The 26,778-nt window shown below is 73.3% G+C and carries 19 protein-coding genes and 1 pseudogene; 7 read left to right on the forward strand and 13 right to left on the reverse strand.

Going from position 1 to position 26,778, the window contains the following annotated elements:
• Nucleotides 1-4: 4 nt before the first annotated feature.
• The 5 genes from AC07FK_RS03300 to AC07FK_RS03320 form a co-directional block, all read right to left on the reverse strand.
• Nucleotides 5-1,156, reverse strand: a complete 1,152-nt coding sequence (locus AC07FK_RS03300; RefSeq protein WP_479102055.1) for an XdhC family protein — start codon at nucleotides 1,154-1,156, stop codon at nucleotides 5-7.
• A gap of 38 nt (nucleotides 1,157-1,194) precedes the next feature.
• Nucleotides 1,195-2,661 carry an NCS2 family permease gene (locus AC07FK_RS03305; RefSeq protein WP_479102057.1) on the reverse strand — a complete coding sequence of 489 codons (1,467 nt, stop codon included), beginning with the start codon at nucleotides 2,659-2,661 and terminating at the stop codon, nucleotides 1,195-1,197.
• Nucleotides 2,662-2,934: 273 nt separating this feature from the next.
• Nucleotides 2,935-5,319, reverse strand: a complete 2,385-nt coding sequence (locus AC07FK_RS03310) for a xanthine dehydrogenase family protein molybdopterin-binding subunit (RefSeq protein ID WP_479102059.1) — start codon at nucleotides 5,317-5,319, stop codon at nucleotides 2,935-2,937.
• A 2-nt stretch (nucleotides 5,320-5,321) separates the two neighbouring features.
• Nucleotides 5,322-5,927, reverse strand: a complete 606-nt coding sequence (locus tag AC07FK_RS03315; protein ID WP_479102061.1) for a (2Fe-2S)-binding protein — start codon at nucleotides 5,925-5,927, stop codon at nucleotides 5,322-5,324.
• A 2-nt stretch (nucleotides 5,928-5,929) separates the two neighbouring features.
• Complete coding sequence (locus tag AC07FK_RS03320) at nucleotides 5,930-6,820, reverse strand: FAD binding domain-containing protein (RefSeq protein WP_479102063.1); 891 nt, start codon at nucleotides 6,818-6,820, stop codon at nucleotides 5,930-5,932.
• A gap of 337 nt (nucleotides 6,821-7,157) precedes the next feature.
• Here AC07FK_RS03320 and AC07FK_RS03325 point away from each other — a divergent pair, with 337 nt between their 5' ends.
• Both AC07FK_RS03325 and AC07FK_RS03330 read left to right on the forward strand, forming a co-directional pair.
• A complete protein-coding gene (locus tag AC07FK_RS03325; RefSeq protein WP_479102065.1) occupies nucleotides 7,158-8,894 on the forward strand; it encodes a PucR family transcriptional regulator in 1,737 nt (578 codons plus the stop codon).
• 427 nt (nucleotides 8,895-9,321) lie between these two features.
• Nucleotides 9,322-10,095 carry a hypothetical protein gene (locus AC07FK_RS03330; RefSeq protein ID WP_479102067.1) on the forward strand — a complete coding sequence of 258 codons (774 nt, stop codon included), beginning with the start codon at nucleotides 9,322-9,324 and terminating at the stop codon, nucleotides 10,093-10,095.
• A 58-nt stretch (nucleotides 10,096-10,153) separates the two neighbouring features.
• Here the strand turns inward: AC07FK_RS03330 and AC07FK_RS03335 are convergent, their stop codons facing one another.
• Nucleotides 10,154-10,912, reverse strand: coding sequence for a GntR family transcriptional regulator (locus AC07FK_RS03335; RefSeq protein WP_479102069.1), 759 nt, complete (start codon nucleotides 10,910-10,912; stop codon nucleotides 10,154-10,156).
• A gap of 121 nt (nucleotides 10,913-11,033) precedes the next feature.
• Between AC07FK_RS03335 and AC07FK_RS03340 the strand changes: the two genes are divergently transcribed.
• Nucleotides 11,034-11,909, forward strand: a complete 876-nt coding sequence (locus AC07FK_RS03340; protein ID WP_479102071.1) for a (2Fe-2S)-binding protein — start codon at nucleotides 11,034-11,036, stop codon at nucleotides 11,907-11,909.
• Nucleotides 11,910-12,101: 192 nt separating this feature from the next.
• Nucleotides 12,102-13,151 carry a DUF2637 domain-containing protein gene (locus tag AC07FK_RS03345; RefSeq protein ID WP_479102073.1) on the forward strand — a complete coding sequence of 350 codons (1,050 nt, stop codon included), beginning with the start codon at nucleotides 12,102-12,104 and terminating at the stop codon, nucleotides 13,149-13,151.
• A gap of 36 nt (nucleotides 13,152-13,187) precedes the next feature.
• On the opposite strand, the gene AC07FK_RS03350 is transcribed toward AC07FK_RS03345, so the two are convergent.
• From AC07FK_RS03350 to AC07FK_RS03365, 4 genes and pseudogenes are all read right to left on the reverse strand, one after another.
• Nucleotides 13,188-13,679: an ATP-binding protein gene (locus AC07FK_RS03350; RefSeq protein WP_479102075.1), complete on the reverse strand. Its 492-nt coding sequence runs from the start codon at nucleotides 13,677-13,679 to the stop codon at nucleotides 13,188-13,190.
• Nucleotides 13,680-13,921: 242 nt separating this feature from the next.
• Complete coding sequence (locus tag AC07FK_RS03355; protein ID WP_479102077.1) at nucleotides 13,922-14,701, reverse strand: hypothetical protein; 780 nt, start codon at nucleotides 14,699-14,701, stop codon at nucleotides 13,922-13,924.
• A 103-nt stretch (nucleotides 14,702-14,804) separates the two neighbouring features.
• On the reverse strand, nucleotides 14,805-16,553 hold the full coding sequence (locus AC07FK_RS03360) for a pyruvate dehydrogenase (protein WP_479102079.1): 1,749 nt from the start codon (nucleotides 16,551-16,553) through the stop codon (nucleotides 14,805-14,807).
• Nucleotides 16,554-16,646: 93 nt separating this feature from the next.
• A pseudogene (locus AC07FK_RS03365) lies at nucleotides 16,647-18,113 on the reverse strand (protein phosphatase 2C domain-containing protein); the annotation flags it as partial.
• 932 nt (nucleotides 18,114-19,045) lie between these two features.
• On the opposite strand from AC07FK_RS03365, the gene AC07FK_RS03370 reads away from it, so the two are divergent.
• The 3 genes from AC07FK_RS03370 (at nucleotide 19,046) to AC07FK_RS03380 (ending at nucleotide 21,118) form a co-directional block, all read left to right on the forward strand.
• A complete protein-coding gene (locus tag AC07FK_RS03370; RefSeq protein ID WP_479102081.1) occupies nucleotides 19,046-20,029 on the forward strand; it encodes a helix-turn-helix domain-containing protein in 984 nt (327 codons plus the stop codon).
• Nucleotides 20,030-20,136: 107 nt separating this feature from the next.
• Entirely contained in the window at nucleotides 20,137-20,619 is a 483-nt protein-coding gene (locus tag AC07FK_RS03375) for a DUF456 domain-containing protein (protein WP_479102083.1), read from the forward strand.
• 127 nt (nucleotides 20,620-20,746) lie between these two features.
• Nucleotides 20,747-21,118, forward strand: a complete 372-nt coding sequence (locus tag AC07FK_RS03380; protein WP_479102085.1) for a PPOX class F420-dependent oxidoreductase — start codon at nucleotides 20,747-20,749, stop codon at nucleotides 21,116-21,118.
• Between the two features lie 91 nt (nucleotides 21,119-21,209).
• Here the strand turns inward: AC07FK_RS03380 and AC07FK_RS03385 are convergent, their stop codons facing one another.
• The 3 genes from AC07FK_RS03385 to AC07FK_RS03395 all read right to left on the reverse strand — a co-directional run bounded on the left by AC07FK_RS03385 (nucleotide 21,210) and on the right by AC07FK_RS03395 (nucleotide 26,667).
• The gene (locus AC07FK_RS03385) at nucleotides 21,210-22,562 is read right to left on the reverse strand and encodes a DNA-3-methyladenine glycosylase 2 family protein (protein WP_479102569.1); all 1,353 of its coding nucleotides are present in this window, start codon (nucleotides 22,560-22,562) and stop codon (nucleotides 21,210-21,212) included.
• Between the two features lie 180 nt (nucleotides 22,563-22,742).
• The gene (rsgA, locus tag AC07FK_RS03390) at nucleotides 22,743-23,873 is read right to left on the reverse strand and encodes a ribosome small subunit-dependent GTPase A (protein WP_479102086.1); all 1,131 of its coding nucleotides are present in this window, start codon (nucleotides 23,871-23,873) and stop codon (nucleotides 22,743-22,745) included.
• Nucleotides 23,874-24,237: 364 nt separating this feature from the next.
• Entirely contained in the window at nucleotides 24,238-26,667 is a 2,430-nt protein-coding gene (locus AC07FK_RS03395; RefSeq protein ID WP_479102087.1) for a SpoIIE family protein phosphatase, read from the reverse strand.
• Nucleotides 26,668-26,778: the final 111 nt, after the last annotated feature.

The raw sequence follows: 26,778 nt of genomic DNA on the forward strand, positions 1-26,778 counted from the left end.
GCCGTCAGGCGACGGAACCTATCCGGCCGGCCGGTGTCCGGGGACCCTCGTGGTGGATCGGGGTGTGCGCGCCGGTGAGCGACGCGCCGCTGCCGCCGCGCCGGGCCGCGACGATCTCCGCGGCGATGGACAGCGCGGTCTCCTCGGGCGTGCGCGCGCCGAGGTCGAGGCCGATGGGGCTGCGCAGCCTGGCGAGTTCGAGCTCGGTGACGCCCACGTCCCGCAGCCGCCGGTTGCGGTCCTCGTGCGTGCGGCGGGAGCCCATCGCGCCGACGTACGCGACCGGAAGGCGCAGCGCCTGCTCCAGGAGGGGTACGTCGAACTTCGCGTCGTGGGTGAGGACGCAGAGCACCGTACGGCCGTCGACCTCGGTCGACTCCAGGTAGCGGTGCGGCCAGTCGACGACGATCTCGTCGGCCTCGGGGAAGCGGGCGGCGGTGGCGAAGACGGGCCGCGCGTCGCACACGGTCACGTGGTAGTTCAGGAATTTGCCGACGCGCACCAGCGCGGAGGCGAAGTCGATGGCCCCGAAGACGATCATGCGCGGGGCGGGGACGCTCGACTCGACGAGGAGCGTCAGCGGCCGGCCGCAGCGTGAGCCGTCCTCGCCGATGAGGACGGTGCCGGTGCGTCCGGCGTCGAGCATGGCACGGGCCTCGCCCGCCGCCGTACGGTCCAGCTCGGGGTGCCCGCCGAGGGCGCCCTCGTACGAACCGTCGGGGCGGACGAGCAGGGCGCGGCCCATGACGTCGGCCGGCCCGTCGGTGATCCGCGCGACCGCCGCCGCATCCCCACATGCGGCGGTGGCCAGCGCTGCCGCGAACACCTCCCCGCCGGGAGAGTCCGCGCGTACCGGGGTGACGAGGATGTCGATCACGCCGCCGCAGGTCAGGCCCACGGCGAACGCGTCCTCGTCGCTGTAGCCGAAGCTCTCCAGGACAGTGTGGCCGTCCTCCAGAGCCTGCCGGCACAGTTCGTACACCGCGCCCTCCACACACCCACCCGAGACAGAGCCGATCGCCGTGCCTTCGGAGTCGACCGCGAGGGCCGCTCCCGGCTGCCGGGGCGAACTGCCGTGCGTCGCCACGACCGTGGCCACGGCGAACTCACGACCCTGCTCGACCCACCGGTTGAGCTCTTCGGCGATGTCCAGCATGACTGTCTCCTTACGGGGTGCGGAGGGCGGGCGCGGGGCTAACCGACGCCGAGCCAGGACTCGATGGGGTGGATCGCGAAGTACACGACGAAGATCGCGGTCAGGCCCCACATGAAGGCGCTCACCTCGCGGGCCTTGCCCTGCGCCACCTTGATGACGGCGTAGGAGATGACACCGGCGGCCACACCCGTGGTGATGGTGTAGGTGAACGGCATCAGGACCACGGTGAGGAACACCGGGATGGCGACGGCGCGGTCGCTCCAGTCGACGTGCCTGGCGTTCTGCATCATCATCGCGCCGATGACCACCAGGGCCGCGGCAGCGACTTCCTGGGGCACGATCGCGGTGAGCGGGGTGAAGAAGAGGCAGGCCGCGAAGAACGCGCCGGTGACCACGGAGGCGAGACCCGTACGGGCGCCCTCGCCGACGCCGGTCGCCGACTCGACGAAGACCGTCTGGCCCGAGCCGCCGACCCCGCCGCCGATGACGCCGCCGGCGCCGTCGATGAAGAGCGCCTTGGACAGGCCCGGCATGCGGCCCTTGTCGTCGGCGAGCTTGGCCTCGCTGCCGACACCGATGATGGTGGCCATGGCGTCGAAGAAGCCGGCCAGCACCAGGGTGAAGACGATCATGGTGACGGTGATGTAGCCGACGTCGCCGAGGCCGCTGAAGGACACGTCGCCGATCAGCGAGAAGTCGGGCGCGGAGACCGCGCTGCCCTCCAGCTCGGGGGCGCCGGAGAACCAGGCCTTGCCCGGGATGTCGGCGATCGCGTTGAGGATGGCCGCGATGACGGTGCCGGCGACGATTCCGATCAGGATGGCGCCGGGGATGTTGCGGGCCTGGAGGGCGAAGATCAGCAGCAGGGTGACCGCGAAGATCAGGACGGGCCAGCCGGCCAGTTCACCTGCCGGGCCGAGGGACACGGGGCCGCCGCCCGGGGCGGGGTTCTCGTGCACGAAGCCAGCCTTGACCAGGCCGATCAGCGCGATGAAGAGGCCGATGCCCATGGTGATGCCGTGCTTGAGGGCGAGCGGGATCGCGTTCATGATCAGCTCGCGCAGACCGGTGACCACCAGGAGGCAGATCACCGCGCCGTAGGCCACGCACATGGCCATGGCCTGCGGCCAGGTCATGACCTGGATGACCTGCGAGGCGAGCACACCGGAGACGCTGAGACCGGCCGCGAGAGCCAGCGGGACCTTGCCCCAGAAGCCCATGAGCAGGGTGGTCACGGCAGCGGCGAGAGCAGTCGCGGTGATGAGGGCGGGCTGGCTGAGGACATTGCCCGCCACGTCCTTGCCGCCGAGGATCAGCGGGTTGAGCAGGAGGATGTACGCCATCGCCATGAAGGTGGTGATGCCGCCGCGGACCTCCGTCGCGACGGTGGATCCTCTGTCGGTTATGTGGAAGTACCGGTCGAGCCAGGACCGGCCGGCGGGCTGGCGCGTTCCCGCGCCGGCGTCTTCCGCCGTGGTCGTCGGCTCTGTGGACTGCTGGGTCATGGTGCCTGTCTCCCAAGGTTCAAAGGGGCACCCGCATGGAGATTGGAAACGCGGGATTTGGGATGCTGCGAGGGCTGCACGACCCGGGGGACGGCCCGAGACGAACGGGGATTCTTCCTGGGTTGAGCGGTGGTGCGGTGAGCGGTTGTTGCCGGTGGTGCTGTGACCGCGAGCGGTGCGGTGTTCGAAGACCCCGGGCGGTGTCAGGCGGGGAAGTGTGACGTTCCTTGGAGGCACGGCACCGCCCGGGGAGCTTTCGGCGGAACTCGGGGATCAGGTACCGGTGAGGTGCTCGGGCCGCACCGGCGTCCTGTTGAGTTCCAGACCCGTCGCGTTCCGGATCGCCGCGAGGACGGCCGGGGTCGACGAGAGTGTGGGGGCCTCGCCGATGCCGCGCAGACCGTACGGCGCGTGTTCATCGGCCAGTTCGAGCACGTCGACGGGGATCGTCGGCGTGTCGAGGATGGTGGGGATCAGGTAGTCCGTGAAGGAGGGGTTGCGCACCTTCGCGGTCTTCGGGTCGACGATGATCTCCTCCATGACCGCGACGCCCAGGCCCTGGGTGGTGCCACCCTGGATCTGGCCGACGACGGACAGCGGGTTGAGCGCCTTGCCGACGTCCTGCGCGCAGGCCAGCTCGACGACCTTCACGAGGCCGAGCTCGGTGTCCACCTCGACGACCGCGCGGTGCGCGGCGAACGAGTACTGGACGTGGCCGTTGCCCTGTCCGGTCCTCAGGTCGAACGCCTCGGTGGGCCGGTGGCGCCACTCCAGCTCCAGGTCGACCGACTCGTCCTCGAGTACGTCGACCAGGTCGGCCAGTACCTCACCGCCGTCGGTGACGACCTTGCCGCCTTCGAGCAGCAGCTCGGCGGTGGCCCAGGCGGGGTGGTAGGAGCCGAACTTCGCGCGGCCGATCTCCAGGACCTTCTCGCGGACGTTCTCGCAGGTGTTCTTGACCGCGCCGCCGGTGACGTACGTCTGGCGGGAGGCGGACGTGGAGCCCGCCGAGCCGACCTGGGTGTCGGCCGGGTGGATGGTCACCTGCGCGACGCCGAGCTCGGTACGGGCGATCTGCGCGTGGACGGTGACACCGCCCTGGCCGACCTCCGCCATCGCGGTGTGCACGGTGGCGACCGGCTCGCCGTTGATGACCTCCATGCGCACCCGGGCGGTGGAGTAGTCGTCGAAGCCCTCGGAGAAGCCGACGTTCTTGATGCCGACCGCGTAGCCGATGCCGCGTACGACGCCTTCGCCGTGCGTGGTGTTCGACAGACCGCCGGGCAGGGCGCGTACGTCGGCCTGCTCGCCGGCCGCCAGCCACTGCTGCTCGGGCGGCAGCGGCATGGCCTTGACGCGGCGCAGCAGCTCGGCGACGGGCGCCGGCGAGTCGCACGGCTGGCCGGTCGGCAGGAGCGTGCCCTGCTCCATGGCGTTGAGCCTGCGGAACTCCACCGGGTCCATGTCGAGCTTCGCCGCGAGCTTGTCCATCTGCGCCTCGTACGCGAAGCACGCCTGGACCGCGCCGAAGCCGCGCATGGCGCCGCAGGGCGGGTTGTTCGTGTAGAGCGCGATGGCCTCGATGTCGACGTTCTCGATGACGTACGGGCCGGCGCTCAGCGACGAGGCGTTGCCGACGACCGCCGGGGAGGCCGACGCGTAGGCGCCGCCGTCCAGCACGATCCGGCACTTCATGTGCGTGAGCTTGCCGTCCTTGGTCGCGCCGTGCTCGTACCAGAGCTTCGCCGGGTGGCGGTGCACGTGGCCGAAGAAGGACTCGAACCGGTTGTAGACGATCTTGACCGGCTTGCCGGTGCGCAGGGCGAGCAGGCAGGCGTGGATCTGCATCGAGATGTCCTCGCGGCCGCCGAAGGCGCCGCCGACGCCGGAGAGCGTCATGCGGACCTTCTCCTCGGGCAGGCCGAGGACGGGGGCGATCTGCTTGAGGTCCGAGTGCAGCCACTGGGTGGCGACGTACAGGTCGACGCCGCCGTCCTCACCGGGTACGGCCATGCCGGACTCGGGGCCGAGGAACGCCTGGTCCTGCATGCCGAAGACGTACTCGCCGGAGACGATGACGTCGGCCCGCTTGGCGGCCTCGTCGGCGTTGCCGCGGACGATCGGCTGGCGGTGCACGATGTTCGGGTGCGGGACGTGACCGATGTGGTGGTCGTCGCGGCCCTCGTGGATCAGCAGCGCGTCGGGCGCGGTGGCCGACGCCTCGTCGGTGATGACGGGCAGCTCGGCGTAGTCGACCTTGATCTTGGCGGCGGCGCGGCGCGCCGTCTCCGGGTGGTCGGCGGCGACGATGGCGACCGGCTCGCCGTGGTGGCGGACCTTGCCGTTGGCGAGAACCGGGGTGTCCTGGATCTCCAGGCCGTAGTTCTTGACGTCCGTCGGGAGGTCCTCGTACGTCAGCACGGCGTAGACACCGGACATGGCGAGCGCCTCGGACGTGTCGATCGACCGGATCTCGGCGTGCGCCGTGGTCGAGCGGAGCGTGTAGCCCCAGAGCATGTCCTCGTGCCACATGTCCGAGGAGTACGCGAACTCGCCGGTGACCTTCAGGGTGCCGTCGGGGCGGAGCGTCGACTCACCGATGCCGCCCTTGGTCTTCGACCCCTGGTTGATGCTGGTGGGGGTACCTGTGACGCCCATGATCAGACCGCGCCTTCCTGGAGTCCCTGGCGGTCCTGGCGGGCGGCCGCGAGGCGCACCGCGTCCAGGATCTTCTCGTAACCGGTGCAGCGGCACAGGTTGCCCGAGAGCGCCTCGCGGATGTCCGAGTCGGACGGCTCGGCGTTGCGCTCGAGGAGCTCGTCGGCCGCGACCAGCAGACCCGGGGTGCAGAAACCGCACTGAACCGCGCCGGCGTCGATGAACGCCTGCTGGATGGGGGCGAGCGCCTCGCCCTCGCCGGTCTGCGAGTCGGTTCCCTTGGCGCTCCACTGCTGCGCCGCCTGGAGCGACGTACCGCCGCCACCGCAGGCGCCGGTCGCGCAGCCCTCTTCGCGCTGCTTGGCGAAGTCGGCGAGGCCCTCGACCGTGACGACCTCGCGGCCCTCGACCTGGCCGGCGGCGACGAGACAGGCGCAGACGGGGACGCCGTCGAGGCGGACCGTACAGGAGCCGCACTCGCCCTGCTCGCACGCGTTCTTGGAACCGGGCAGGCCCATGCGCTCGCGCAGGACGTAGAGCAGGCTCTCGCCCTCCCAGACGTCGTCCGCTTCCTGCTTACGGCCGTTGACCGTGAAATTCACGCGCATTGCTATGCAGCTCCTTCAAGCGTGCGGCCGGTGCCGCGGTACTGCTCCCAGGTCCAGCCCAGCGTGCGGCGGGCCATGATCCCGACCGCGTGGCGGCGGTACTTCGCGGTGCCGCGCACGTCGTCGATCGGGTTGCAGGCGCCGGAGGCGAGCTCCGCGAACTGCTTGGCGATCGAGGGGGTGATGATCTTCCCGCTCTCCCAGAATCCGCCTTCTTCGAGCGCGGCGTTCAGGAAGTCCTCGGCCGCGCGGGCGCGCAGCGGGGTGGGGGCGGCCGATCCGATGCCGGTCTTGACCGTGCGGGTCTCGGGGTGCAGCGCGATGCCGAACGCGCAGACCGCGATGACCATGGCGTTGCGGGTGCCCACCTTGGAGAACTGCTGGGGGCCGTCGGCCTTCTTGATGTGGACGCGCTTGATCAGCTCGTCCGGCTCCAGCGCGTTGCGCTTGACCCCGGTGTAGAACTCCTCGACCGGGATGAGGCGCGTGCCGCGCACCGACTCGGCCTCGACCTCGGCGCCCGCGGAGAGCAGGGCGGGGTGCGAGTCACCGGCGGGGGAAGCGGCGCCGAGGTTTCCGCCGACAGAGCCGCGGTTGCGGATCTGGGGCGATCCGACGGTGTGGGCGGCGAGCGCGAGGCCCGGCAGTTCCGCCCGGAGGTGGTCCATGATCTGGGTGTACGGGACGGAGGCGCCGAGCAGCACCTTCTCCTCGCCGACCTCCCACTCGCGCAGTTCGCCGATGCGGTTCAGATCCAGGAGGTACTCGGGGCGGCGGTGGTCGAAGTTGATCTCGACCATCACATCGGTGCCGCCCGCGATGGGCACAGCCGTGGGGTGCTCGGCCTTGGCGGCGAGCGCCTCCTCCCAGCTGGCGGGGCGAAGGAAGTCCATGAGGCTCTCTTCTTCTCAATCGGGTGGTTCGCGTATCGCTGGGGCTGGAGACGGCCAACCGCCTGCTGTCGACCCGGTTCCTGCAAGCCGTTCTGGGTCGCGCTGGGGCGTTCATCTGCTGTTCACGTGGCTTGGCCCAAGTACACCTCCGGGGCTCCGCCTGGTGCAGTCACCGAAACCATGAAGGAGTTGGCTGGTGCCCGCTCACGTCTTGTAGATTCGAACGAAAGGCGGGACCCACTCGCCCCACCGCTTTCCTCCGGAAACAACAAGCACCCGTGCTTGATCCGCCCTCACCATCCATTCACACCAAGAGACAGATCGGCGGCGAACACCCATGCGGCTGCGCGCACTGCTCGAGACCGACGCGCTGGGCCTGCGGCTGCTCGGCGGCGACGACGAACTGGACCGCACCGTGCGCGGTGTGATGACCACCGACCTGCGGGACCCCAGCCGGTATCTGTCCGGCGGTGAGCTGGTGCTCACCGGCCTGGCCTGGCGGCGTGACGCGCACGACTCCGAGCCGTTCGTGCGCATCCTGGCGAGCGCGGGCGTCGTCGGCCTCGCGGCGGGCGAGGCGGAGCTCGGCGCGATCCCGAACGACCTGGTCGAGGCGTGTGTACGCCACCGGCTGCCGCTCTTCGCGGTCAGCGAGGCCGTCGCCTTCGCGACCATCACCGAGCACGTGGTGCGCCAGGTCTCCGGCGAGCGGGCCGGCGACCTGGCGGCGGTCGTCGACCGGCACCGCAGGCTGATGACGTCCGGCCCGACGGGCGGCGGCCCCGAGGTGGTCCTGGACCTGCTGACCTCCGACCTGGACCTGCGCGCCTGGGTGCTCTCGCCCACCGGACGGCAGATCGCGGGCGCGGGCGACCCGCTGCCGCCCGCCGTGGGGCCCGTCCTCGCCGGCGAGCACCTGGCCGCGAGCCGCACGGGCCGCCGGGCCCCGCACCGGGCCGCCGTGCACGGCACGACGTACTCGCTGTTCCCGATCAGGAGCGGCGGGCGCGCCGCCGTGGCCGCCTCCCGGGACGTGCGCGAGAGCGTGCTGTCGGACTGGCTGCTGGCGGTGGAGGCGGACGCGGGCGACTGGCCCGCCGCCCGTTTGGACCTGCTGCAAGGGGTGACGCAGCTGATCGCCGTCGAACGGGACCGGCGCGACGCGGCCCGCACCGTGCGCCGCCGCCTCGCCCAGGAGGTCCTGGAACTGGTGCAGACGGGCGCCGCCCCCGCCGAGATCGCGGCCCGCCTGCGGGTGGCCGCGCCGGTGCTGCTGCCCGGCCTGGGCTCGGCGCCGCACTGGCAGGTCGTCGTGGCGCGCGTCGACTGGCTGGAAGGCGGGCCGGGCGGGGCCGGCGGACCGGTCGGCTCGGCCGCCGCGATCCAGTCCGGGCCCGTGGCCCAGACGCTCCTGGAGGAAATACTGGTCGACCCGGCGGTGGCCGGTTCCGACTCCTCGGACCGGATCGCGGTGGCCCACGCGGGCGACGAGGCGATCGCGCTCGTACCGCTGCCGGCGGTCGCGCCGGACGACGACGGCGAGGCGGCCGAGGACGGTCCCGCTCCGGCCGCCCGTACGGGGCTGCACGCCGACGTGCTCCTGGAGGCCGTGCGCGAGCCGCTCTCCGGGGGTCTCGCCGACGACGGGCGGCTGACACTGGGTGTCAGCGCGGCCGTGCACTCGGCCGAGGGGCTGCGCGGGGCGCTGGAGGAGGCCCGGCACGCCCGCCGGGTGGCGGCCGCCCGGCCCGGCCGGGTCTGCGCGGCGGGCCATCACGAGCTGGCGTCGCACGTACTGCTGCTGCCGTTCGTGCCGGACGACGTGCGCCGGGCGTTCACCGCGCGGCTGCTCGACCCGCTCCGGGACTACGACCGGAGGCACCGGGCGGAACTCATCCCCACCCTCGAAGCGTTCCTCGACTGCGACGGTTCGTGGACGCGCTGCGCGGCCCGGCTGCATCTGCACGTGAACACCCTGCGCTACCGGGTGGGCAGGATCGAGCAACTGACGGGTCGTGACCTTTCGCGTCTGGAGGACAAGCTGGACTTCTTCCTCGCTCTGAGGATGAGCTAGCACGGGCGGAGGAGGCACCTCGACGGGGCGGGGCAGGGATCGTTTCCGGCCAGGGAGATCACCGGCGCCGGGGCCGAGGAGCCGCGCGCAGGCCCGGGGCGGCGCCGAGCCGCTCACACCGGCGCGACGCCGGCCGGGATCACCCGCACGTATGACGGTCCGCCGCGCGCGCTTCCCCCGAGCGGTGGTACGCCGGCCCGCACCCGTTCGGCGGACCGGCCCCGTGCGGGCCCCCGCAGGCGGCCCGCCGCCGCCCTGACCGGGCCGATTGTGAATTCGTTCACCTGAGCTCTTGGCCCGGAGTGCCAATCCATGCTGAGATTCGCCCACTGGGCACCAGCGACAATCACGGTTCGACCGATCACGGCTCCATCACTCACAGCTCAATGACGTGCTGCTCGGGGAGGGCAATGTGGCGCATACCGCCATGTCTGGTTCTGGTTCGACCGCAGGGGACGGAAGCCCACTCCAGACCGCGGTATGGCGGCTGCGCTCGCGCGGCTGCTGGACCGACGCCGCGGCCCTGCTCGAACCGCATGGGGGCGACGGCCCGACACCGGCGGTCGCGCTCCAGCGGGCGTCACTGCTCGTGGAGCGCTGCCTGTTCACGGAACACGGCTGGGCGGAGGCGGAGGACGCCCTGCGCACGGCGGAGGCGGTGGCCAGGACCGACGACGAGCGGGGCGCGGCGGCGTGCGAACGCGGCCAGCTCGCGTACGCGTCGACGGTGCTCGGCGCGCGCGACCGCGCCGACGAGGCGCGTTCCGCGCTCGGCAGGGCGGCGGCGCTGCTCGCCCCCGACGCGCCGGGCCGTCCACTCCTCGACTTCCGCCGGGGCCTGGTCGCCGAGCACATCGCCGATTCGCCGCAGTCGGCCCGCGCCGCCTACCGCCGCGCGCACGCGGGCGCGACGGCCCACGGCGAGACGCTGCTGCTGTCGTTCACCTGGCGGCACCTGGCCGGACTCTCCCTGCGGGAGGGCGAGTTGGCGGACGCGCGGCACGGGTTCGCGGAGTCCCTGCGGATACGGGAGGAGCTGGGCTACCTGGTCGGCACGGCCCCGGCCCTCGCGGCACTGGCCGACGCCGAGCCGGAGCCGGAGGCGACCCGCCTGCGCGCCGAGGCGGGCCGGCTGTTCCGCCTGCTGGGCGGCGTACCGACCTGGCTGGCGGCGCAGCTGACGCCGACCGCGGCGGCCTAGCGGTCCGGCGCGGCGCGGGCGCGGTCCGGCCAGGGGACCGCGTCGCTCAGCGGTCCGGCTACGCGCCGTCGGCGCCCGCGAAGTGCTCGCGGACGAGGGACTGCACCACCGTCAGGTCCTGCGCCGCCAGCGCGTCCAGCAGGGCGAGGTGCTCGGCCGCGTCCGCCAGGAGGTCCGCCCGGCGGCCCAGCGGGTCGCCGGTCGGCAGGGGCCACTGGGACCGGCGGTGGAGGTCGTCCGCGACGACGACGAGCTGGTGGTTGCCCGAGAGGGAGAGGACCGCGCGGTGGAAGGCGCGGTCCGATTCGGCGTACGCCGCCCGGTCGCCCGTGGCCGCCGCCGCCGTGGCGGCCTCCGCCAGGGGCCGCAGGTCGCACCAGCGGCCCGCCGGCACCGTACGGGCCAGCCGCAGCATGACTGGGACCTCGATCAGCGCCCGCACCTCCGCGAGCTCGGCGAGTTCCGTGGCGCTGCGGACCGTGACCCGGAAGCCGCGGTTCGGCACCACCTCCACCGCGCCCTCCAGCACGAGCTGCTGCATGGCCTCGCGGACCGGCGTGGCGGAGACGCCGAAGCGGGCGCCGAGGGCCGGGCCGGAGTAGACCTCGCCGGGCGCCAGCTCGCCGCTGACCAGGGCGCAGCGCAGCGCGTCGAGGATCTGGCCGCGCACGGAGTGGCGCCGGACGGGCCGGGGGGCCGGGGACTCACTGTGGGTGTGTTCGCCACGCGCCTGTTCCGGAACGGGCACGGCGGGCGGCGCCTGCGGGGCGGGCGCGTGCCCGTACGCCGCGTCGCGCGGTCTGCCCTGGTGCTCCATGGTTTCCTCCGGTGCCGTGTCCCCCGAGCACGATAGGGGGGCGGGGTCACAGTTCAAACATCGGATTGATCGGGTAAGGTAAGGCTTACCTGCAAACGATCGCGATTCGGTGGTCCCCTGCATGACCGTGCCCGTGCTCTTTCCCGCCGTCGCCGCCTCTCCCGTGGCGGCCTCCTATGCCCGCCTCACCGAGGTCTTCGCCGGACTGCGCGTGAGCGAGCTGGCGGACGGGGAACAGGCGCCGCGCGGCGGCGGCTGGGTCGGGGCCGCGGAGCTCGCGGCCGGCGGCGCGGCCCTCGACGCCTTCCTGGCCTGGGACAACGCCCAGGTGCTGCGTGACTACGGCCAGCAGGCCCGGCCCGACGTCGTCGCCAGCTTCGGCCTCCACCGCTACGCCTGGCCCGCCTGCCTGCTGGTCACCGTGCCGTGGTTCCTGCACCGCCGGGTGCCGCGCGTGCCCGTCGAGGACGTCGCCTTCCAGCGGACGCTGGGCCGCATGACCGTGCGGGTGCGGGAGTTCGCCTGCCTGCCGGGCGACCCGGCCGCCGCCCTGCCCGGCGCCCGCGTGGTGCCGGACGCCGAAGCGCTGCGCGGCGAGGTACGGGACGCCGTCGCGGAGCACCTCGGGCCCGTGCTCGACGGCTTCGGCCCGCGCATGCGGCGCGGCAAGCGCGCCCTGTGGGGCATGGCGACGGACGAGATCGTGGAAGGGCTCTGGTACGTCGCGCACCTGCTCGGCGAGGAGCGGCGCGCGATGCGGGAGCTGGAGGAACTGCTGCCGGGCACGACCAAGCCGTACGCCGGGACGGCCGGCTTCCGCGACCTGACCGGCCCGAACGGCGAGACGCTGCCGACCCGCGACCGCGCGAGCTGCTGCCTCTTCTACACGCTGCGTCCCGAGGACACCTGCGTGACGTGCCCGCGGACGTGTGACGCCGAGCGCGTCCGGAAGCTGAGCGAGGAAGCCGCCGCCGCGTCCTCGGTCGCCGCCGTCTGACGGCACGCCACCTGATCGGGTGGCTTGAATCGAACTCAACACCCGCCAGCCGTACGGCGGTTCGACCAGATCGCACCTATTCGCGTGCCCTGGCACTCCCTTGGCGTTCTCTTGCCCCGAAAGCCTCTTCGGGCCACTTGGCTTCCGCCAATATGGCGCCCGAACGCCTACCGCGATGCAAGGGACACCGCAATGAGACTGACCGACATATCGCTGGACTGGCTGCTTCCGGGCGGCGTGATGCTCGCGGGGGTCCTGGCGGCGGTTGCGGTGCTCGCGCGCGGCAAGCGCGCCGGTGGCAAGGCCGCAGCCGACGACTCCTGGGAACGCACGGAGGAACGGCGCAGGCGGAAGGAAGCGATCTACGGGATCGCCTCGTACCTGCTGCTCTTCTGCTGCGCCGCCGTCGCCGCCGCACTCTCCTTCCACGGCCTGGTCGGCTTCGGCCGGCAAAACCTCAACCTCTCCGGCGGCTGGGAGTACCTCGTCCCCTTCGGCCTCGACGGCGCCGCCATGTTCTGCTCGGTGCTCGCCGTGCGCGAGGCCAGCCACGGTGACGCGGCGCTGGGTTCACGCCTGCTGGTGTGGACGTTCGCCGGCGCGGCCGCCTGGTTCAACTGGGTCCACGCCCCCCGGGGGCTGGGGCACGCCGGGGCCCCGCAGTTCTTCGCCGGGATGTCGCTCTCGGCCGCCGTGCTGTTCGACCGGGCGCTGAAGCAGACCCGCCGGGCCGCACTGCGTGAACAGGGACTCGTGCCCCGGCCACTGCCGCAGATCCGGATCGTACGGTGGCTGCGGGCGCCCCGGGAGACCTTCGGCGCCTGGTCGCTGATGCTCCTCGAGGGCGTACGGACGCTGGACGAGGCGGTCGAGGAAGTACGGGAGGACGTACGCGAGAAGGAGCAGAACCGTATCCGCCGACGCGACCACCAGAAGATGGAACGGGCCCAGCTGAAGGCCATCAACCGGCAGCACCGGGCCTGGGGGCGCGGTCGTGGCGGCCGCCAGGTCGTCGAGGTGTCAGCACTCGCTCCGGGCTCCGCACCGCAGCAAGCGGTCGCGGAGCCCGCCATACCGGAACCCGGACAACTGCCGCTTCGACAAAGGCCCTCCCTTCAGGCCGTGAAAGGTTCTGAGACGGTGACGACCGTCGACCTCACCGCCGAGGACGATACGCAGGCGCTGCCGCGCCTCGACTCGCTCGAACGCAAACTCAAGGATCTTGAGCAGCAGTTCGGCTGAGCGGCGCTGTCGTGAGGACGGCGGCGGACCGGGTGCTCACGCCGGTCCGCCGCCGTCCACGTCCAGTTCGAACCACACCGATTTCCCTACGCCCTGCGCCTGCACACCCCACGCGTCCGCGAGTGCCTGCACCAGGACGAGGCCCCTGCCGTGCGTACCGTCGTCGGCGACCGGTAAGCGCAGCTGGGGATGGTCACGGGCGAAGTCCCGCACCTCGACCCGGAGCCGGGAGGCGGCGACGGTGACCGTGATCTCGGCGTCGTGCTCCGTGTGGATCAGGGCGTTGGTGACCAGCTCAGTGGTCAGGAGCTCGGCGACGTCCGTACAGGTCTGTCCTCCCCGGTGCCGCAGGAGTTCGCGCAGAGCGCGCCGTATCTCCGGGACCGCTGTGAGATCCGCGTGCCCGAGTCTGCGCCGCAGCTGAATGAGAGCCCCCTCGCCGTCCGTCTCCTCCCCCGCCGTACCCGCCGGCGCTCCCGACGGCCCTCGCGCGGCGGCACCGCGTCCGCCCGCCTGTTGCCCTGTCATAGCCCCCACCCGCACGCCGGATCGACCCTTCCTCTCGAACTGGTTCACGGGATGCATGCCCCGCAGACTCGGCGGCACTCATGCCATGGGTCAATTAAGTGGTGTTGGGGTCATATCCGGATCTGGGCGGATGCACGCCTCCGGGGACGGTCGGCCGAACCGAGGAGGGACAGCTGCCGCATTCGCCGTACCCGAAGTCCCCCCGGCCCGCCGTTCGCCCGTACTGCCGCCCCTCGCCCCTACTACCGGTCGCGGCGGGGCTCCAGGCCCAGTTGCTCGTCCAGGCCCAACGCGTGCGCGAGGTCGACGTCCAGGTCGGCTCCCGCCTCGAACGTCACACCGGCCGACGTGCCCGCGGCGGACCCGCCGAACGCCGCCGTCCGCAGCCCCGCCTCGATCCGCTCCCCCGCCGCCTTGTCGAAGACCAGCCGCCCGCCGATGGCGATGTTCGCCTCCTCGGGCGTCGCGCGCGGGAGAAGCCGGGTGGTGGTGTCGGTCAGTACGCCGAGGCGGGTACCCGGCTTGCCCGCCCCCACCGTGGCGGTGACGACGCGGGTGTGGAGGTCGACGGCGAAGTCCTTGACGATGACGACCGCCCGGTCGCCCTTCGACAGCCGTACGCCGCCGTCGAGGAGCACCTTGCCGCTCGTCAGCCTGCCGCCCCCGTGCGCGAACCTGCTTCCCGCGCGGGCCTTGAGAGCGACCGTGCCCGGGGCCGGCCGGCCCGCGCCGTCGACGGGGGCGACGGCGACGCCCTGCCCCGCGGGTCCGAGAGCGGCGCCCAGGTCCAGCGTCAGCAGCCCTGCCCTGATCGGAGTGCCGGGCGCGGGGGCGCCCGCCTCGGCCCCGGGCGCCTTCCGGCCCGCCGGGCCGGGCGCGGAGCCCACGGCCGAGGTGAGAGCGTCGGGGAGCACGGCGATCGCAGCGGGTGTGGCGATGACGACGGCGGCCGCCGCGGCGGCGGAGATACGGCCGCGGCGGAAGCGGCGGGGGAAAGACCTGCGCGGGAACATGCGCGTCACGGGCCCTTTCGCTGGCTGGGGTGATTAGCAGTCGCTCCCCGTGAGACCTTCCGCGACACGCCGCCTCCGCCCCGCCCCGGCCTCTCATTCCACTCGTACGGACCTACAGCCTCGGCACATTGCGCAGGTTCGAGCGGGCCAGCTGGAGCATCCGCCCGACTCCGCCGTCGAGCACGATCTTGCCGGCGGACAGGGCGAAGCCGCTCACCATCTCGGCGCGGATCTTCGGGGGGATCGACAGCGCGTTCGGGTCGGTGACGACGTCCACGAGTGCCGGTCCCTTGTGCTTGAAGGCGTCCTTGAGCGCCCCGGCGAGCTGCTTCGGCTTCTCCACCCGCACGCCGTACGCCCCGCAGGCCCGCGCTACTGCCGCGAAGTCCGGGTTCTTGTTCGCCGTGCCGAACGACGGCAGGCCGTCGACCAGCATCTCCAGCTCCACCATGCCGAGGGAGGAGTTGTTGAAGACGACGACCTTCACCGGCAGGTCGTACTGCACGAGGGTGAGGAAGTCGCCCATCAGCATGCTGAACCCGCCGTCACCCGACATCGCGATCACCTGGCGGTGCGGGTCCGTGAACTGGGCTCCGATGGCCTGCGGCATGGCGTTGGCCATCGAGCCGTGGGTGAAGGAGCCGATGATGCCGCGCCGCCCGTTGGGGGTGATGTAGCGGGCCGCCCAGACGTTGTTCATCCCGGTGTCGACGGTGAACAGGGCGTCGTCGTCGGCGAGTTCGTCGAGGACCGAGGCGACGTACTCGGGGTGGATCGGCACTCGTTTGTCGACCTTGCGGGTGTACGCCTTCACCACTCCCTCGAGCGCGTCGGCGTGCTTCTTCAGCATCCGGTCGAGGAACCTGCGGTCGGACTTGGCCTTCACGCGCGGCGTCAGGCAGGTCAGCGTCTCCCGCACATCGCCCCAGATCGCGAGGTCCAGCTTGGACCGGCGGCCGAGGCGCTCGGGCCGCACGTCGACCTGGACGATCTTCACGTCGCCGTCGTGGGGCAGGAAGTCGTAGTACGGGAAGTCGGTGCCGAGGAGGATCAGCAGGTCGCACTCTTGGGTGGCCTCGTACGCCGCGCCGTAGCCGAGGAGCCCGCTCATGCCGACGTCGTACGGGTTGTCGTACTGGATCCACTGCTTGCCGCGCAGCGCGTGTCCGACGGGGGACTTCACGCGTTCCGCGAACTGCATGACCTGCGCGTGGGCGCCCGCCGTGCCGCTGCCGCAGAAGAGCGTGATCCGCTCGGCATCGTCGACCATGCGGGCGAGCTTCTCGAGTTCCGCCTCGCCGGGGCGCACGACGGGGCGCGACGTGACGAGCGCGTGTTCGCCGGCGCGCTCCGGTACCTGTTCGGACGCCACGTCGCCGGGCAGGGCGACGACGCTGACGCCGCCGCGGCCGACGGCGTTCTGGATCGCGGTCTGCAGCACGCGGGGCATCTGCCGGGGACTGGAGACCAGCTCGCAGTAGTGGCTGCACTCGCGGAACAGCTGGTCGGGGTGGGTCTCCTGGAAGTACCCGAGTCCGATCTCGCCCGACGGGATCTGCGAGGCGAGGGCGAGCACCGGGGCCATGGAGCGGTGCGCGTCGTACAGGCCGTTGATCAGGTGCAGGTTCCCCGGGCCGCAGGAGCCCGCGCAGGCGGCGAGCCGGCCGGTGACCTGTGCCTCGGCGCCGGCGGCGAAGGCGGCGACCTCCTCGTGCCTGACCTGGATCCAGTCGATCCCGGGGGTGCGGCGGACGGCGTCGACGACCGGGTTGAGGCTGTCGCCGACGACACCGTAGAGGCGTTGCACGCCCGCCTTCACGAGGATGTCGACGAACTGCTCCGCCACCTTCTGCTTGGCCATGGGATGCGCGCGCCTTTCGGGAGACGGTCGGCGGGTCGCGCACGGTGCCGCGCACCGTGCGGTGCCGAGTCCATCAACCCACGCGGTACGCCGTCACGCCTCCCAGACCGCCGCCGCCGTACGGTCGTCGGCGTACCCCTTCACCCGCAGGCCGGTGTCGGCGAGGAAGTCGGCGAGGCCGGGCGGTTCGGCGGTGGCCCAGCGTTCGGCGAGTTCCTTGGCGAGCGCCGGCTCGCCGCGCAGGGGGTCGGCGAGGCCGCCGCTGCACAGCAGGAGGGTGTCCCCCGGGCGGGCGACGGAGGCCCGGAAGCGGAAGGGCTCGCTCGGCGGCGGGGCGCTCTCCACGTACGGCGACGGGGGCGTCGTGATGCCCAGGTCCATGGTGAGGCGGTCACCCTCGGGCGTCTCGGACGCGACCGCGCCCGGGCCGTCGGGCGGCGGCGAGCCGAAGCCGACGACGGGTGCGCCGATGACGGCGGCGGGCTCGGGGACGGCGGGCTCGATGTCCTGCCAGACGCCGCCGCGCAGCCGGAACAGGCCCCCGCCGCCGATGCCGAAGAAGACCCGGGTGCGGCATCGGGGATCGGCGGGCAGCAGCAGGCAGCGCAGACTCACCGTGTAGGCGCCGGGGTCGAGTCCGAGCTCGGACGCGCGGGCGCGCAGCTTGCCGTAGCCGCGGTCGGTCAGGCGGTGGAGGCCGGACTTGAGGTCGCCCCTGCGGCCCGCCCGTATGTCGTCGGCGAGGCGCGCGTGGCTGCGGCCGACGGCTTCGCCGATCCAGCGGCAGGCGTCGGCACCGGCCAAGTGCGCGCTCTCGGCAGCGCGCGCCCCGCCGGCCACTGCGATCAGGACGAGCGCGTCCTCGCCTCGGCCGAAGCGGGCGGTGAGCAGGGAATCGCGGCGGGGTTCGCCGCGGTAGCGCGCGGAGTCGCCGCGGACGGAGGCGGCGCGCAGGGTGAACGAGCCGTAGCGGGCGCCGTCGAGCACGGTGTCGGCGACGAGTGTGCCGAGTTCGCGCGGGTCGGCGGCGGGCAGGGCGGTGGGTTCGGCGTCGTACGTGGGCGGGCGGTCGCCGACGAATGCGACGCGGGCGGCCGGCCGCCGACGCCCGCCGCCTTCCGGCGTCCGCCCTGCACCGCCGGGGGCGGTGTCGTCACGGCGGGGGGCAGAGCCGGCTCCGGCGTCACCAGGCGTCCCTACGGCACCCCTGGTCCCGACGTCACCACCGGCCCTGCCGCCTGCCTCCGGCGACCGCTCGGCGTCCGGGGATGTGGAGGCCGGTGCGGGCGAGGTCCGGGCGGCCGGGTGCGAAGCCGTGGAGCTCGGGTCCGTCGGGCGTTCGGGCTGGGGCGGTACGGACGCGGCGGACCGCGCCGAGCGCCAGGGGGCGCGAGGGAGTTTGGGCCGGCGGCCCTCCGGTGGCGTGGCCGACTCGCGTCGGCCGGGCGGCAAGGGGGACACGTCCGGCGCCTCCCAGGGGGCACGGAGGGGTGCTGCGACGGGGGGTGCGGGCGCGGCGGGCACGGGCGGTGACTGCGGCGCGGGGCCCGGCGACGCCGGTCGCGGCGGCCCGGAGGCGGCGCGCCCCGGCTCGGGCGGCTCGGCGCGGCGCGGTGCGGGCGGGCCGGGGGGTGGTGCGGACACCGACGGGCGCCGGGGCCCGGGCGGCCCGACGAGGGGTTCCGTGGCCGGCGGCGGGGGTGCCTGCGGCGGCGGAGGTGGCGGGACTGGACGCTGCGACGCGGGACGGTGTGGGGGCTCCGGGGACGTCGTGGGGGGTGGAGGCTCCGGGGCCGTGGTGGGCCGGCGGGTCGCCCACCACGGCGGGGCGTCCGAGGGCGCCGGCGGCGGCCCCGCGTCCCGTGGCTTCGGCGGCGGCGCGGCGTGGTTCTCGTCCGCCGGAGCAGGGGTGGCCGACGTCTCGGGACGCCGCTCGCCCGGTGCGGGTGGCGGCGCCGGCCCGTCCGGTCGGGGCGGTGGTGCGAGTGTGTCCGCTGCCGAGTGGAAACGGGCGTCCAGGGTGTCGTCGGTACCGTCGTCCCCCCGCACGGGCCCCGTGTCCGGGACGGGTTCGTCGCCGTACAGCCGGTTCCACCACTCGTCCTCGCCGGTGATGCGCCTGTCCCCCTGCTGGCTCATGCCCCTATTGTCCACCTCAAGTGCCGTACGAAAACGGGGCATCGGGAAAAATAAGTCCGCCGGGCGACCTCGCCCCCACAGGGGTGACGCCTTGCGGCCGGTCTGCGCGGACGTGCCGCGCAGACGCGCTGCGCGATATCGGACGTATCCCCGTGCCCCGCCGCATTCGATGCAAAAGCCGTGACAGCGGGAGCTGTTGGTGTTTTCGTGGCCCACCTTGGCAGAGTGACCTGTGGTGTGGGGATGATGCGTACGGCGGGTTCACGCCGAGGCCGCTTCCCCGCCACGAGACGGCGGGCACAGTCGGGCGCGGGTGGTGCGGAACCGAAGCGTCCGGGGAAGGGTGTGGAGGGGTGCTGGGAGCCATCGGCCTGGACGAGGCCCAGGAGTCGACGTACCGCGCGCTGGTCGCGCTCGGCGCGGCCGAGGTCCCGGACCTCGCGCACCGGCTGATGCTGCCGGAGGCCGACACGGAGCGTGCGCTGCGTCGCCTGGAACGGCAGGGACTCGCGGCCCGGTCGTCGTCCTGCGCGGGTCGCTGGGTGGCCGCTCCGCCGGGGGCCGCGCTGGGCGCGCTGCTGATCCGGCAGCGGCACGAGCTGGAGCAGGCGGAGCTGACGGCGGCCCGGCTGGCGCGGGAGTACCGGGCGGAGGCGGCCGAGCCCGCCGTGCACGATCTGGTGGAGGTGGTGACGGGGGCGAGCGCGGTGGCGCACCGCTGCCTCCAGCTGCGGCTCGGCTCCACCAAGGAGGTGTGCGCCCTGGTCACGGGCGCTCCGATCGCGATCAGCGGCATGGACGACGAGACGGAGGAACGGGCGGCGGCGCGCGGCGTGACGTATCGGGTGGTGCTCGAACGCGAGGTGCTCACCACGCCCGACGGGCTGGCGGAGCTGTCGGCGGCGCTGGGGCGTGACGACCAGGTGCGGGTGGTGGAGAAGGTGCCGACGAGGCTCGTGGTCGCGGACCGGACCGTCGCGATGGTGCCGCTGGCCGAGGGCGGCGCGGAGCCCGCGGCGCTCGTGGTGCACGCCGGCGGGCTGCTGGAGTCCCTGACCGGCCTCTTCGAGGCGGTGTGGTGCGAGGCGCTCCCGCTGCGGCTCGGATCGGACGGGGCGGTGTCGGAGGAGCGGCGGCCGGGCCCGGACGCCATGGACCTCCAGGTGCTGTCGCTCCTGCTGGCCGGGATGACGGACGCGAGTGTCGCGAAGCAGCTGGAGCTGGGCTTGCGGACCGTGCAGCGGCGGGTCAAGGGACTGATGGAACTGGCGGGCGTGACGACGCGGCTCCAGCTCGGCTGGCACGCGTACGAACGGGGCTGGGTGGCGAGACGCTGACCGGTGCGGTACGGAGTCGTCGGGCCGTGGGGGCCGCCGTCCCGGCCCTCCGCGTACCGGGGCGGTGCCGACCTGCGGTGACGGCGCGCGTCGCGCACCCTGGACAGATGGGCGCGTGGCAGCTCCTTCTGGTCGGCCTCGTCATGCTGCTCGGCCTGCTCGGCGTACTTGTGCCGGGCGTACCCGGGCAGGCGATCGTCTGGGCGGCCGTGCTGTGGTGGGCGCTGGAGGACAATACGGTGCTCGCCTGGGGCGTACTGATCGGTGCGACCGGTCTGATGCTGCTCAACCAGGCGCTCAAACCCCTGCTGCCGGCCCGCCGCCCCCAGGAGTCCGGAGCACCGCCGCGGACGCTGATGATGGGCGGGGTGGCGGGAATCGCGGGGTTCTTCCTGCTGCCGGTGCTGGGCGGCATCGCGGGGTTCGTCGGCGGCATCTACGCCGTCGAGCGGGCGCGGCTCGGCAGCCACGGCGGCGGCTGGGCCTCGACCCGTACGGTCATGCGCGCCATCGGCTACCCGGTGCTGGTGGAACTGTTCGCCTGCCTGCTGGTGGCCGGCACGTGGGTGGGCGTACAGATCTGGGGCTGACCCACCCACCCGTTCCGCACGGCGGGCGGCCGCAGGCGGTGCGTGACTTCGGCCCGGCGGCATGCGGCACAAGTCCTGGGCCCCCGTACCGATGTGCGGGGCGGGTCGCGCGTGTGAGGCTGGCGGCATGACCGCATTCAGCGATGCCGAGCGCGCGTACCTCAGGACGCAGCGCCTGGGACGGATGGCGACCGTCGACCCCAGGGGCCGGCCGCAGGCGAACCCGGTCGGGTTCTTCCCTCAGGACGACGGGACGATCCTGATCGGGGGGCATGCCCTCGGGACGACGAAGAAGTGGCGCAACCTCCTCGTGAACCCGAAGGTCGCCCTCGTGGTGGACGACATCGTGAGCCTGAAGCCGTGGGCCGTGCGCGGGGTGGACATCCGGGGCGAGGCCGAGCTGCTGACCGGGCCGCACGAGCTGGGCCCGCACTTCAGCGAGGAGCTGATCCGGATCCACCCGCAGAAGATCCACAGCTGGGGCCTGGACGACGCCTGACCCCGGTCCGGCTCGGGCCCGCGAGGGGCCGGGGGCGGCGACTCGGCAGCGGACGCCGGGAGTCACGGGCCGGCCTGCTCGCCGGTGCCGCTCACGCCGCCCGGAGATGGCGCGCGGCGTACGACCGCCACGGTCGCCACTGCCCGGCGCCCGCGTCCCCCTCCCCCACGCCGTCCGGTGCGACGTCCGGGTCGCCCAGCGCCCGCATGCGGATCAGGCCCGCGGTCCTCGCGGTGATCCCCGGCAGGGCGCGCAGTGCCCGTTCCGCCGCGTCGCGGTCCGCGCCGGGGCCGAGGCGTACGACGCCGTCGGCGAGCGCGGTCGCGAGCGTCCGCAGCGCCGGGTCCTCGGCCCCGGTGAGGACGCCCGGCTCGGGGAACACGTGCGTCAGCGCGCCGCACGGCTGGTCGAGGAGCTTCCCGTACGCCTCGACGAGACCGGCCGCCGCCGTTCCGCCCACCAGGGCCCGTACGGCGAACTCGTCGGGGTCGGCGGCTCCGGGCGAGCGCAGCCCCGGCCGGGCCGCGACCAGCGGCGCCAGCGCCGGGTCGGCGGCGAGGCGCTCGTCGACGGCGTACGGGTCGGCGTCCAGGTCGAAGAGCCGGCGCAGCCGCTGGACGGCGGTGGTCAGGTCGCGCAGGTCGGTGAGGTGGACACGGGCGTCGAGCCATCCGGGATGCGGCGTCTCGTCCACGGCGGCGATGCCCGTTCCGTACGGGAGGCGCAGGGTACGCCGGTACGTACGACCGCCCCGGTCGCCGAGCACCTCCTCGACGCGCGGCACGGCCTCGCTCGCGAGCAGGTCGAAGACCTCGGCGGCGGCGTACGCCCCGCGGTAGGCGAGTCGCAGCGGGATCCCGGCGGCGGGCCGCGGGGCGCCGGTTTTCGTCCCGGACTCCGCGCGCAGGCGGCTGGGGGTGCGGGCGTAGATCTGGCGGACGGTGTCGTTGAACTGCCGCACGCTCGCGAAGCCGGACGCGAACGCGATCTCGGTGACCGGCAGCCCGGTGGTCTGGAGCAGCACGCGGGCGGTGTGGGCGCGCTGGGCGCGGGCGAGGGCGACGGGGCCCGCCCCCAGTTCGGCGGTGAGCTGGCGCTGCACCTGCCGGGTGCTGTAGCCGAGCCGGTCCGCGAGGCCCGGCACGCCCTCGCGGTCGACGATGCCGTCACCGATCATGCGCATCGCGCGGCCGACGACGTCTGCGCGCGTGTTCCAGTCGGCGGATCCGGGTACGGCGTCGGGGCGGCAGCGGCGGCAGGCCCGGAAGCCGTTGCTCTGGGCGGCGGCCGCGGTGGGATGGAAGCGCACGTTCTCGCGCTTGGGGGTGACGGCGGAGCAGCTCGGCCGGCAGTAGATGCCGGTGGTCACCACGGCGAAGAAGAACTCTCCGTCGAAGCGCGCGTCGCGGCTGGTCACGGCCTCGTACTTGCTGTCCTCGTCCATCACACCCCCAGTGTGCGCCGCCCTCCACCGCCGCACTGGCGGCTTTCGGACACGGAGCGCCTCGCGCCACGTCGAGGCGCTCCCCGGCACGCCACCGCCCCCGAAACCCCCGTAGGTACGCCCAGGAACCCGGCCCTGGGCCCACGGCAGACCGGGGGCCCGGGGCAGGGACCGGAGCCTCTAACGGCGCCGGCCGCCGCCGCCGCGCTTGGCCTCCATACTGGCCCGGCCCTGCGCGGTCTTCAGCCGCCACTCGCGCCCGATCTCCGCCCGCAGCCTCGCGTCGGTCTTGGCGACGATGCGCCGGTTCTCCCGCAGCAGCTTGCGGTAGCTCTCCAGCCGGCGCTCCGGCAGCGCGCCCTCCTCCAGTGCGGCGAGCACGGCGCAGCCGGGCTCCGACTCGTGGGCGCAGTCGTGGAACCGGCACTGTGCCGCCAGCTCCTCGATCTCGGAGAAGACCTGCCCCACTCCGGCCCCGGCGTCCCACAGCCCCACGCCCCGCAGGCCGGGCGTGTCGATGAGGACTCCCCCGCCGGGCAGCGCGAGGAGGTTGCGGGTGGTGGTGGTGTGCCGGCCCTTGCCGTCGACGTCGCGGATGGCCTGGACCTCCATGACGTCGGCGCCGAGCAGCGCGTTGGCCAGCGTCGACTTACCCGCACCGGACACCCCGAGCAGCACGCTCGTGCCGCCCGACACGACAGCGGTGAGCACGTCGATGCCGTCCCCCGTCGCGGAGCTGACGGGCAGCACCTGAACGCCCGGCGCGGTGGTCTCGACGTCGTCGACGAGGTACGAGAGCCCGGTGGCGTCCGGCACGAGGTCGGACTTGGTGAGGACGACCAGCGGCTGGGCGCCCGACTCCCAGGCCAGCGCCAGGAAACGCTCGATCCGTCCGAGGTCCAGCTCGACGGCGAGCGAGACCGCGATGATCGCGTGGTCGACGTTGGCCGCGAGGATCTGCCCCTCGGACCTGGTGGAGGAGGTGGAGCGTACGAAGGCGGTACGGCGCGGCAGGTACGCCCGTACGAACTGCGGGTCACCGGCGGGGTCGACGGCGGCCCAGTCGCCGGTGCACACGACCCGCAGCGGGTCGTGCGGCGTCACATAGGTGGTGTCGGCGCGCACGACGCCGCCGGCGGTGTGCACGTCGCACTGGCCGCGGTCGACCCGCACGACGCGGCCGGGCAGCAGCCCCTGTGCGGCGTAGGGCGCGAACTCGGCTTCCCAGGCCGCGTCCCAGCCGTAGGGAGCGAGAGGGTGCCGGGCATCAGAAGTGGTGGAGGGAGACGGGTGGAGCGAAGCGTGGGACAAGGGAAACCCTTCGAAGGGCGGCCCCGGCGGCGCGCTGAAACGCGCGGAAGGTGAGTGAGTGTCAGCCGGAGGCCACAGGGGTGGAAACGATGATGAACTCCTGAATGCGGGCAGCGCCCGTCACCGTGACAGTCATCAATGTCCTCACCTCCTGCTTCTTCCTCGACGAACCGACGCGTTCACGCGGAGGCGGCGCAGAGCCGCGCCCCGGAACGGACAGAACCATAACCCCACGCCGAACACGGCGCCAGTGATTTGTTCGGGCAGAGGCGCGGCGCTGAACCCGGCGGCCGCGCAGGCCGGTTGGCACGGCGCCGCGGCCCTGCCCGTACCGCGTCGGTGAACCGCACTGCACCGGGCGTAGTCAGCCGGCCCCGTCGGCGGGGAAGGTCTGTTCGGTCCAGATCGTCTTGCCGGACCGCGTGTAGCGCGTGCCCCACCGCTGGACGAGCTGCGCGACGATGAACAGGCCCCGGCCGCCCTCGTCGTCCTCGCGGCTGTGGCGCAGGTGCGGTGAGGTGTGGCCGGTGTCCGCGACCTCGCACAGCAGGGTGCGGTCGCGGATGAGGCGCAGGTGCAGCGGTCCGGCGGCGTAGCGCACCGCGTTGGTGACCAGCTCGCTGACGACCAGTTCCGTCGAGAACGACAGTTCCTCCAGCCCCCAGTCCCGGAGCTGCCGCGTGGCCAGCTCGCGGGCGCGGCCCGGTGCGACGGGTTCGGCGGGCAGTTCCCATTCGGCGACCCGCGCGGCGCCGAGTTCCCGGGTGCGGACGAGGAGCAGGGCCGTGTCGTCGGCCGTCGTGCCGTCCGGCAGGAGCTGCGCCACCGCGCGGTCGCAGAGTTCCTCCAGCGAGGCGTGCCGGTCGGCGAGAATCCGGCCCAGGGTGTCGAGCCCGTGGTCGATGTCGCGGTCCCGGGCTTCGACGAGGCCGTCCGTGAAGAGGGCCAGCAGGCTGCCCACCGGCAGTTCTATCTCCATGGACTCGAACGGCAGCCCGCCGAGTCCCAGGGGCGGGCCCGCCGGAAGGTCCGGGAAGGTGAGGACGCCGTCCGGGTGGACGACCGCGGGCGGCAGGTGTCCGGCGCGGGCCATGACGCACCGGCGCGTGACCGGGTCGTAGACCGCGTACAGGCAGGTCGCCCCGGTGGTCACGTCGTCGAAGGCGCCGTCGTGCGGGCCGAGTTCATCCCACTGCTCCTCGCCCGACTGGCCCACCAGGTCGTCGAGCCGGGTCAGCAGCTCGTCGGGGGCCATGTCCATCTGGGCGAACGCGCGTACGGTCGTGCGCAGCCGGCCCATGGTGGCGGCCGCCTGCAGTCCGTGGCCGACGACGTCACCGACCACGAGGCCCACGCGGGTGCCGGACAGCGGGATGACGTCGAACCAGTCGCCGCCGACCCCCGACAGGTCGTCCGTGGGCAGGTAGCGGTACGCCAGGTCGACCGCCGACTGCCGCGGTACGTGCTGGGGCAGCAGCTGGCGCTGGAGGGCGAGGGCCGCGGTGCGTTCCCGGGCGTAGCGGCGGGCGTTGTCCAGGGACACGGCCGTACGGGCGACCAGCTCGTCGGCGAGTGCGATCTCGTCGGCGTCGAATACGGCCGCACCCGGGTCGCGGACGAAGGTGACGAGCCCGAGGGTGCTGTTCCCGGCCCGCAGCGGCACGACGAGGGTGGTGTCGTCGAGCACGTGCCCGCCCGAGGCGAGGCTGCGCCGCTGCGGGGAGCCCGGCGGGTAGCCGATCGCGGGAGGGGGCCGCAGGCTGCGCGGCTGCTCCGCGTCGTCGGAGCCGCCGTGGCCGGGCGGCCCGGCCGACGACCGGTGGGCGGCCCGTACGAGAGCCGTCGCCGCCGGGTCGCCGGTGGGCGCGTCGCCCTCCAGGACCGCCGTCGCGAGGTCGACCGTGACGGCGGCGGCGAACTCCGGGACCGCCACCTCGGTGATCTTCTCGGCGGTGACCAGCACGTCGAGGGCGGCCCCGATGCCGCGCCCCGCCTCGACGAGCAGGGCAAGCCGCCGCTGGGCCCGGTAGCGGTCCGTGATGTCGAAGGCGTCCTCGCACACCCCGAACACGTGCCCGTCGGCGTCCTGGAGCCGGTAGTAGGAGCAGGACCAGAGGTGGTCCGTCTCCGGGTCGCTGGGGGGCCGGCCCAGGAAGTGGAGGTCGAGCACGGGTTCCCCGGTGTCCAGTACGTGACGCATGACCGCGTCGAGCGTGAGCGGGTTCCCGCGCGTGACGAAGCGGCCCTCGGAGTACAGCTCGTCGGCCCGCAGGCCGCTGAACTCGGCGAACGGCCGGCCGATCTCCCGTTCGTACGCCGTGTTGCACCAGGTCAGGCGCAGATCTCCGCCGTAGATGGCCAGGCCGACGGGTGACTGGGTGGCCAGTCCGTGCAGCAGGGCCAGCCGCGACTCCCACACCCGCAGGTCTTCGAGGCCGGTCGCCACGACGACGCGCTCCGCCGAGCCGGGCCCCGACAGGTGGCACACCGCCGTCGCGACCAGCAGCTCGTGCCCGTCCCGGTGCCGGGCGACGCGGATCTCGTTGCCCCGGAAGGGGGCGACCAGGGGCGACGCGGGTTCCTCCGCGGGCGGGGGCGCCGCGCACCGGCGCGGCGGCAGGAACACCGACAGGGGTTTCCCGACGATCTCGTCCGGCCGGTAGCCGAACAGTTCCCCGGCGGCGGGGCTCCATCCGATGACCGTGTCCTGGGCGTCGACGACCACCGTGGCCGCCCTGGTGACGTCGAGGGGACCACGGAAGTCGGCACTCTGCGCCGCGTTCCACGCACTCATGGCGCCACACCAGCCCGGTTCATCCCCTACAGAATCCGCCGTGCCGGTGTCGGGCACAACCTCGGTGCGGCCGTACAAGGCCCGGGGAAGGCCCGCAGGACGCCGGCGGTA

It is taken from the genome of Streptomyces sp. NPDC046122 (assembly GCF_056429965.1).

Coding starts and splice junctions, on each gene's coding strand:
- AC07FK_RS03385 (WP_479102569.1), bottom strand. CDS start 22,562: ATGGACGAGGACAGCAAGTACGAGGCCGTGACCAGCCGCGACGCGCGC.
- AC07FK_RS03315 (WP_479102061.1), bottom strand. CDS start 5,927: ATGCGCGTGAATTTCACGGTCAACGGCCGTAAGCAGGAAGCGGACGAC.
- AC07FK_RS03345 (WP_479102073.1), top strand. CDS start 12,102: ATGAGACTGACCGACATATCGCTGGACTGGCTGCTTCCGGGCGGCGTG.
- AC07FK_RS03360 (WP_479102079.1), bottom strand. CDS start 16,553: ATGGCCAAGCAGAAGGTGGCGGAGCAGTTCGTCGACATCCTCGTGAAG.
- AC07FK_RS03380 (WP_479102085.1), top strand. CDS start 20,747: ATGACCGCATTCAGCGATGCCGAGCGCGCGTACCTCAGGACGCAGCGC.
- AC07FK_RS03335 (WP_479102069.1), bottom strand. CDS start 10,912: ATGGAGCACCAGGGCAGACCGCGCGACGCGGCGTACGGGCACGCGCCC.
- AC07FK_RS03320 (WP_479102063.1), bottom strand. CDS start 6,820: ATGGACTTCCTTCGCCCCGCCAGCTGGGAGGAGGCGCTCGCCGCCAAG.
- AC07FK_RS03300 (WP_479102055.1), bottom strand. CDS start 1,156: ATGCTGGACATCGCCGAAGAGCTCAACCGGTGGGTCGAGCAGGGTCGT.
- AC07FK_RS03330 (WP_479102067.1), top strand. CDS start 9,322: ATGTCTGGTTCTGGTTCGACCGCAGGGGACGGAAGCCCACTCCAGACC.
- AC07FK_RS03340 (WP_479102071.1), top strand. CDS start 11,034: ATGACCGTGCCCGTGCTCTTTCCCGCCGTCGCCGCCTCTCCCGTGGCG.
- AC07FK_RS03310 (WP_479102059.1), bottom strand. CDS start 5,319: ATGGGCGTCACAGGTACCCCCACCAGCATCAACCAGGGGTCGAAGACC.
- AC07FK_RS03395 (WP_479102087.1), bottom strand. CDS start 26,667: ATGAGTGCGTGGAACGCGGCGCAGAGTGCCGACTTCCGTGGTCCCCTC.
- AC07FK_RS03375 (WP_479102083.1), top strand. CDS start 20,137: ATGGGCGCGTGGCAGCTCCTTCTGGTCGGCCTCGTCATGCTGCTCGGC.
- AC07FK_RS03305 (WP_479102057.1), bottom strand. CDS start 2,661: ATGACCCAGCAGTCCACAGAGCCGACGACCACGGCGGAAGACGCCGGC.
- AC07FK_RS03350 (WP_479102075.1), bottom strand. CDS start 13,679: ATGACAGGGCAACAGGCGGGCGGACGCGGTGCCGCCGCGCGAGGGCCG.
- AC07FK_RS03325 (WP_479102065.1), top strand. CDS start 7,158: ATGCGGCTGCGCGCACTGCTCGAGACCGACGCGCTGGGCCTGCGGCTG.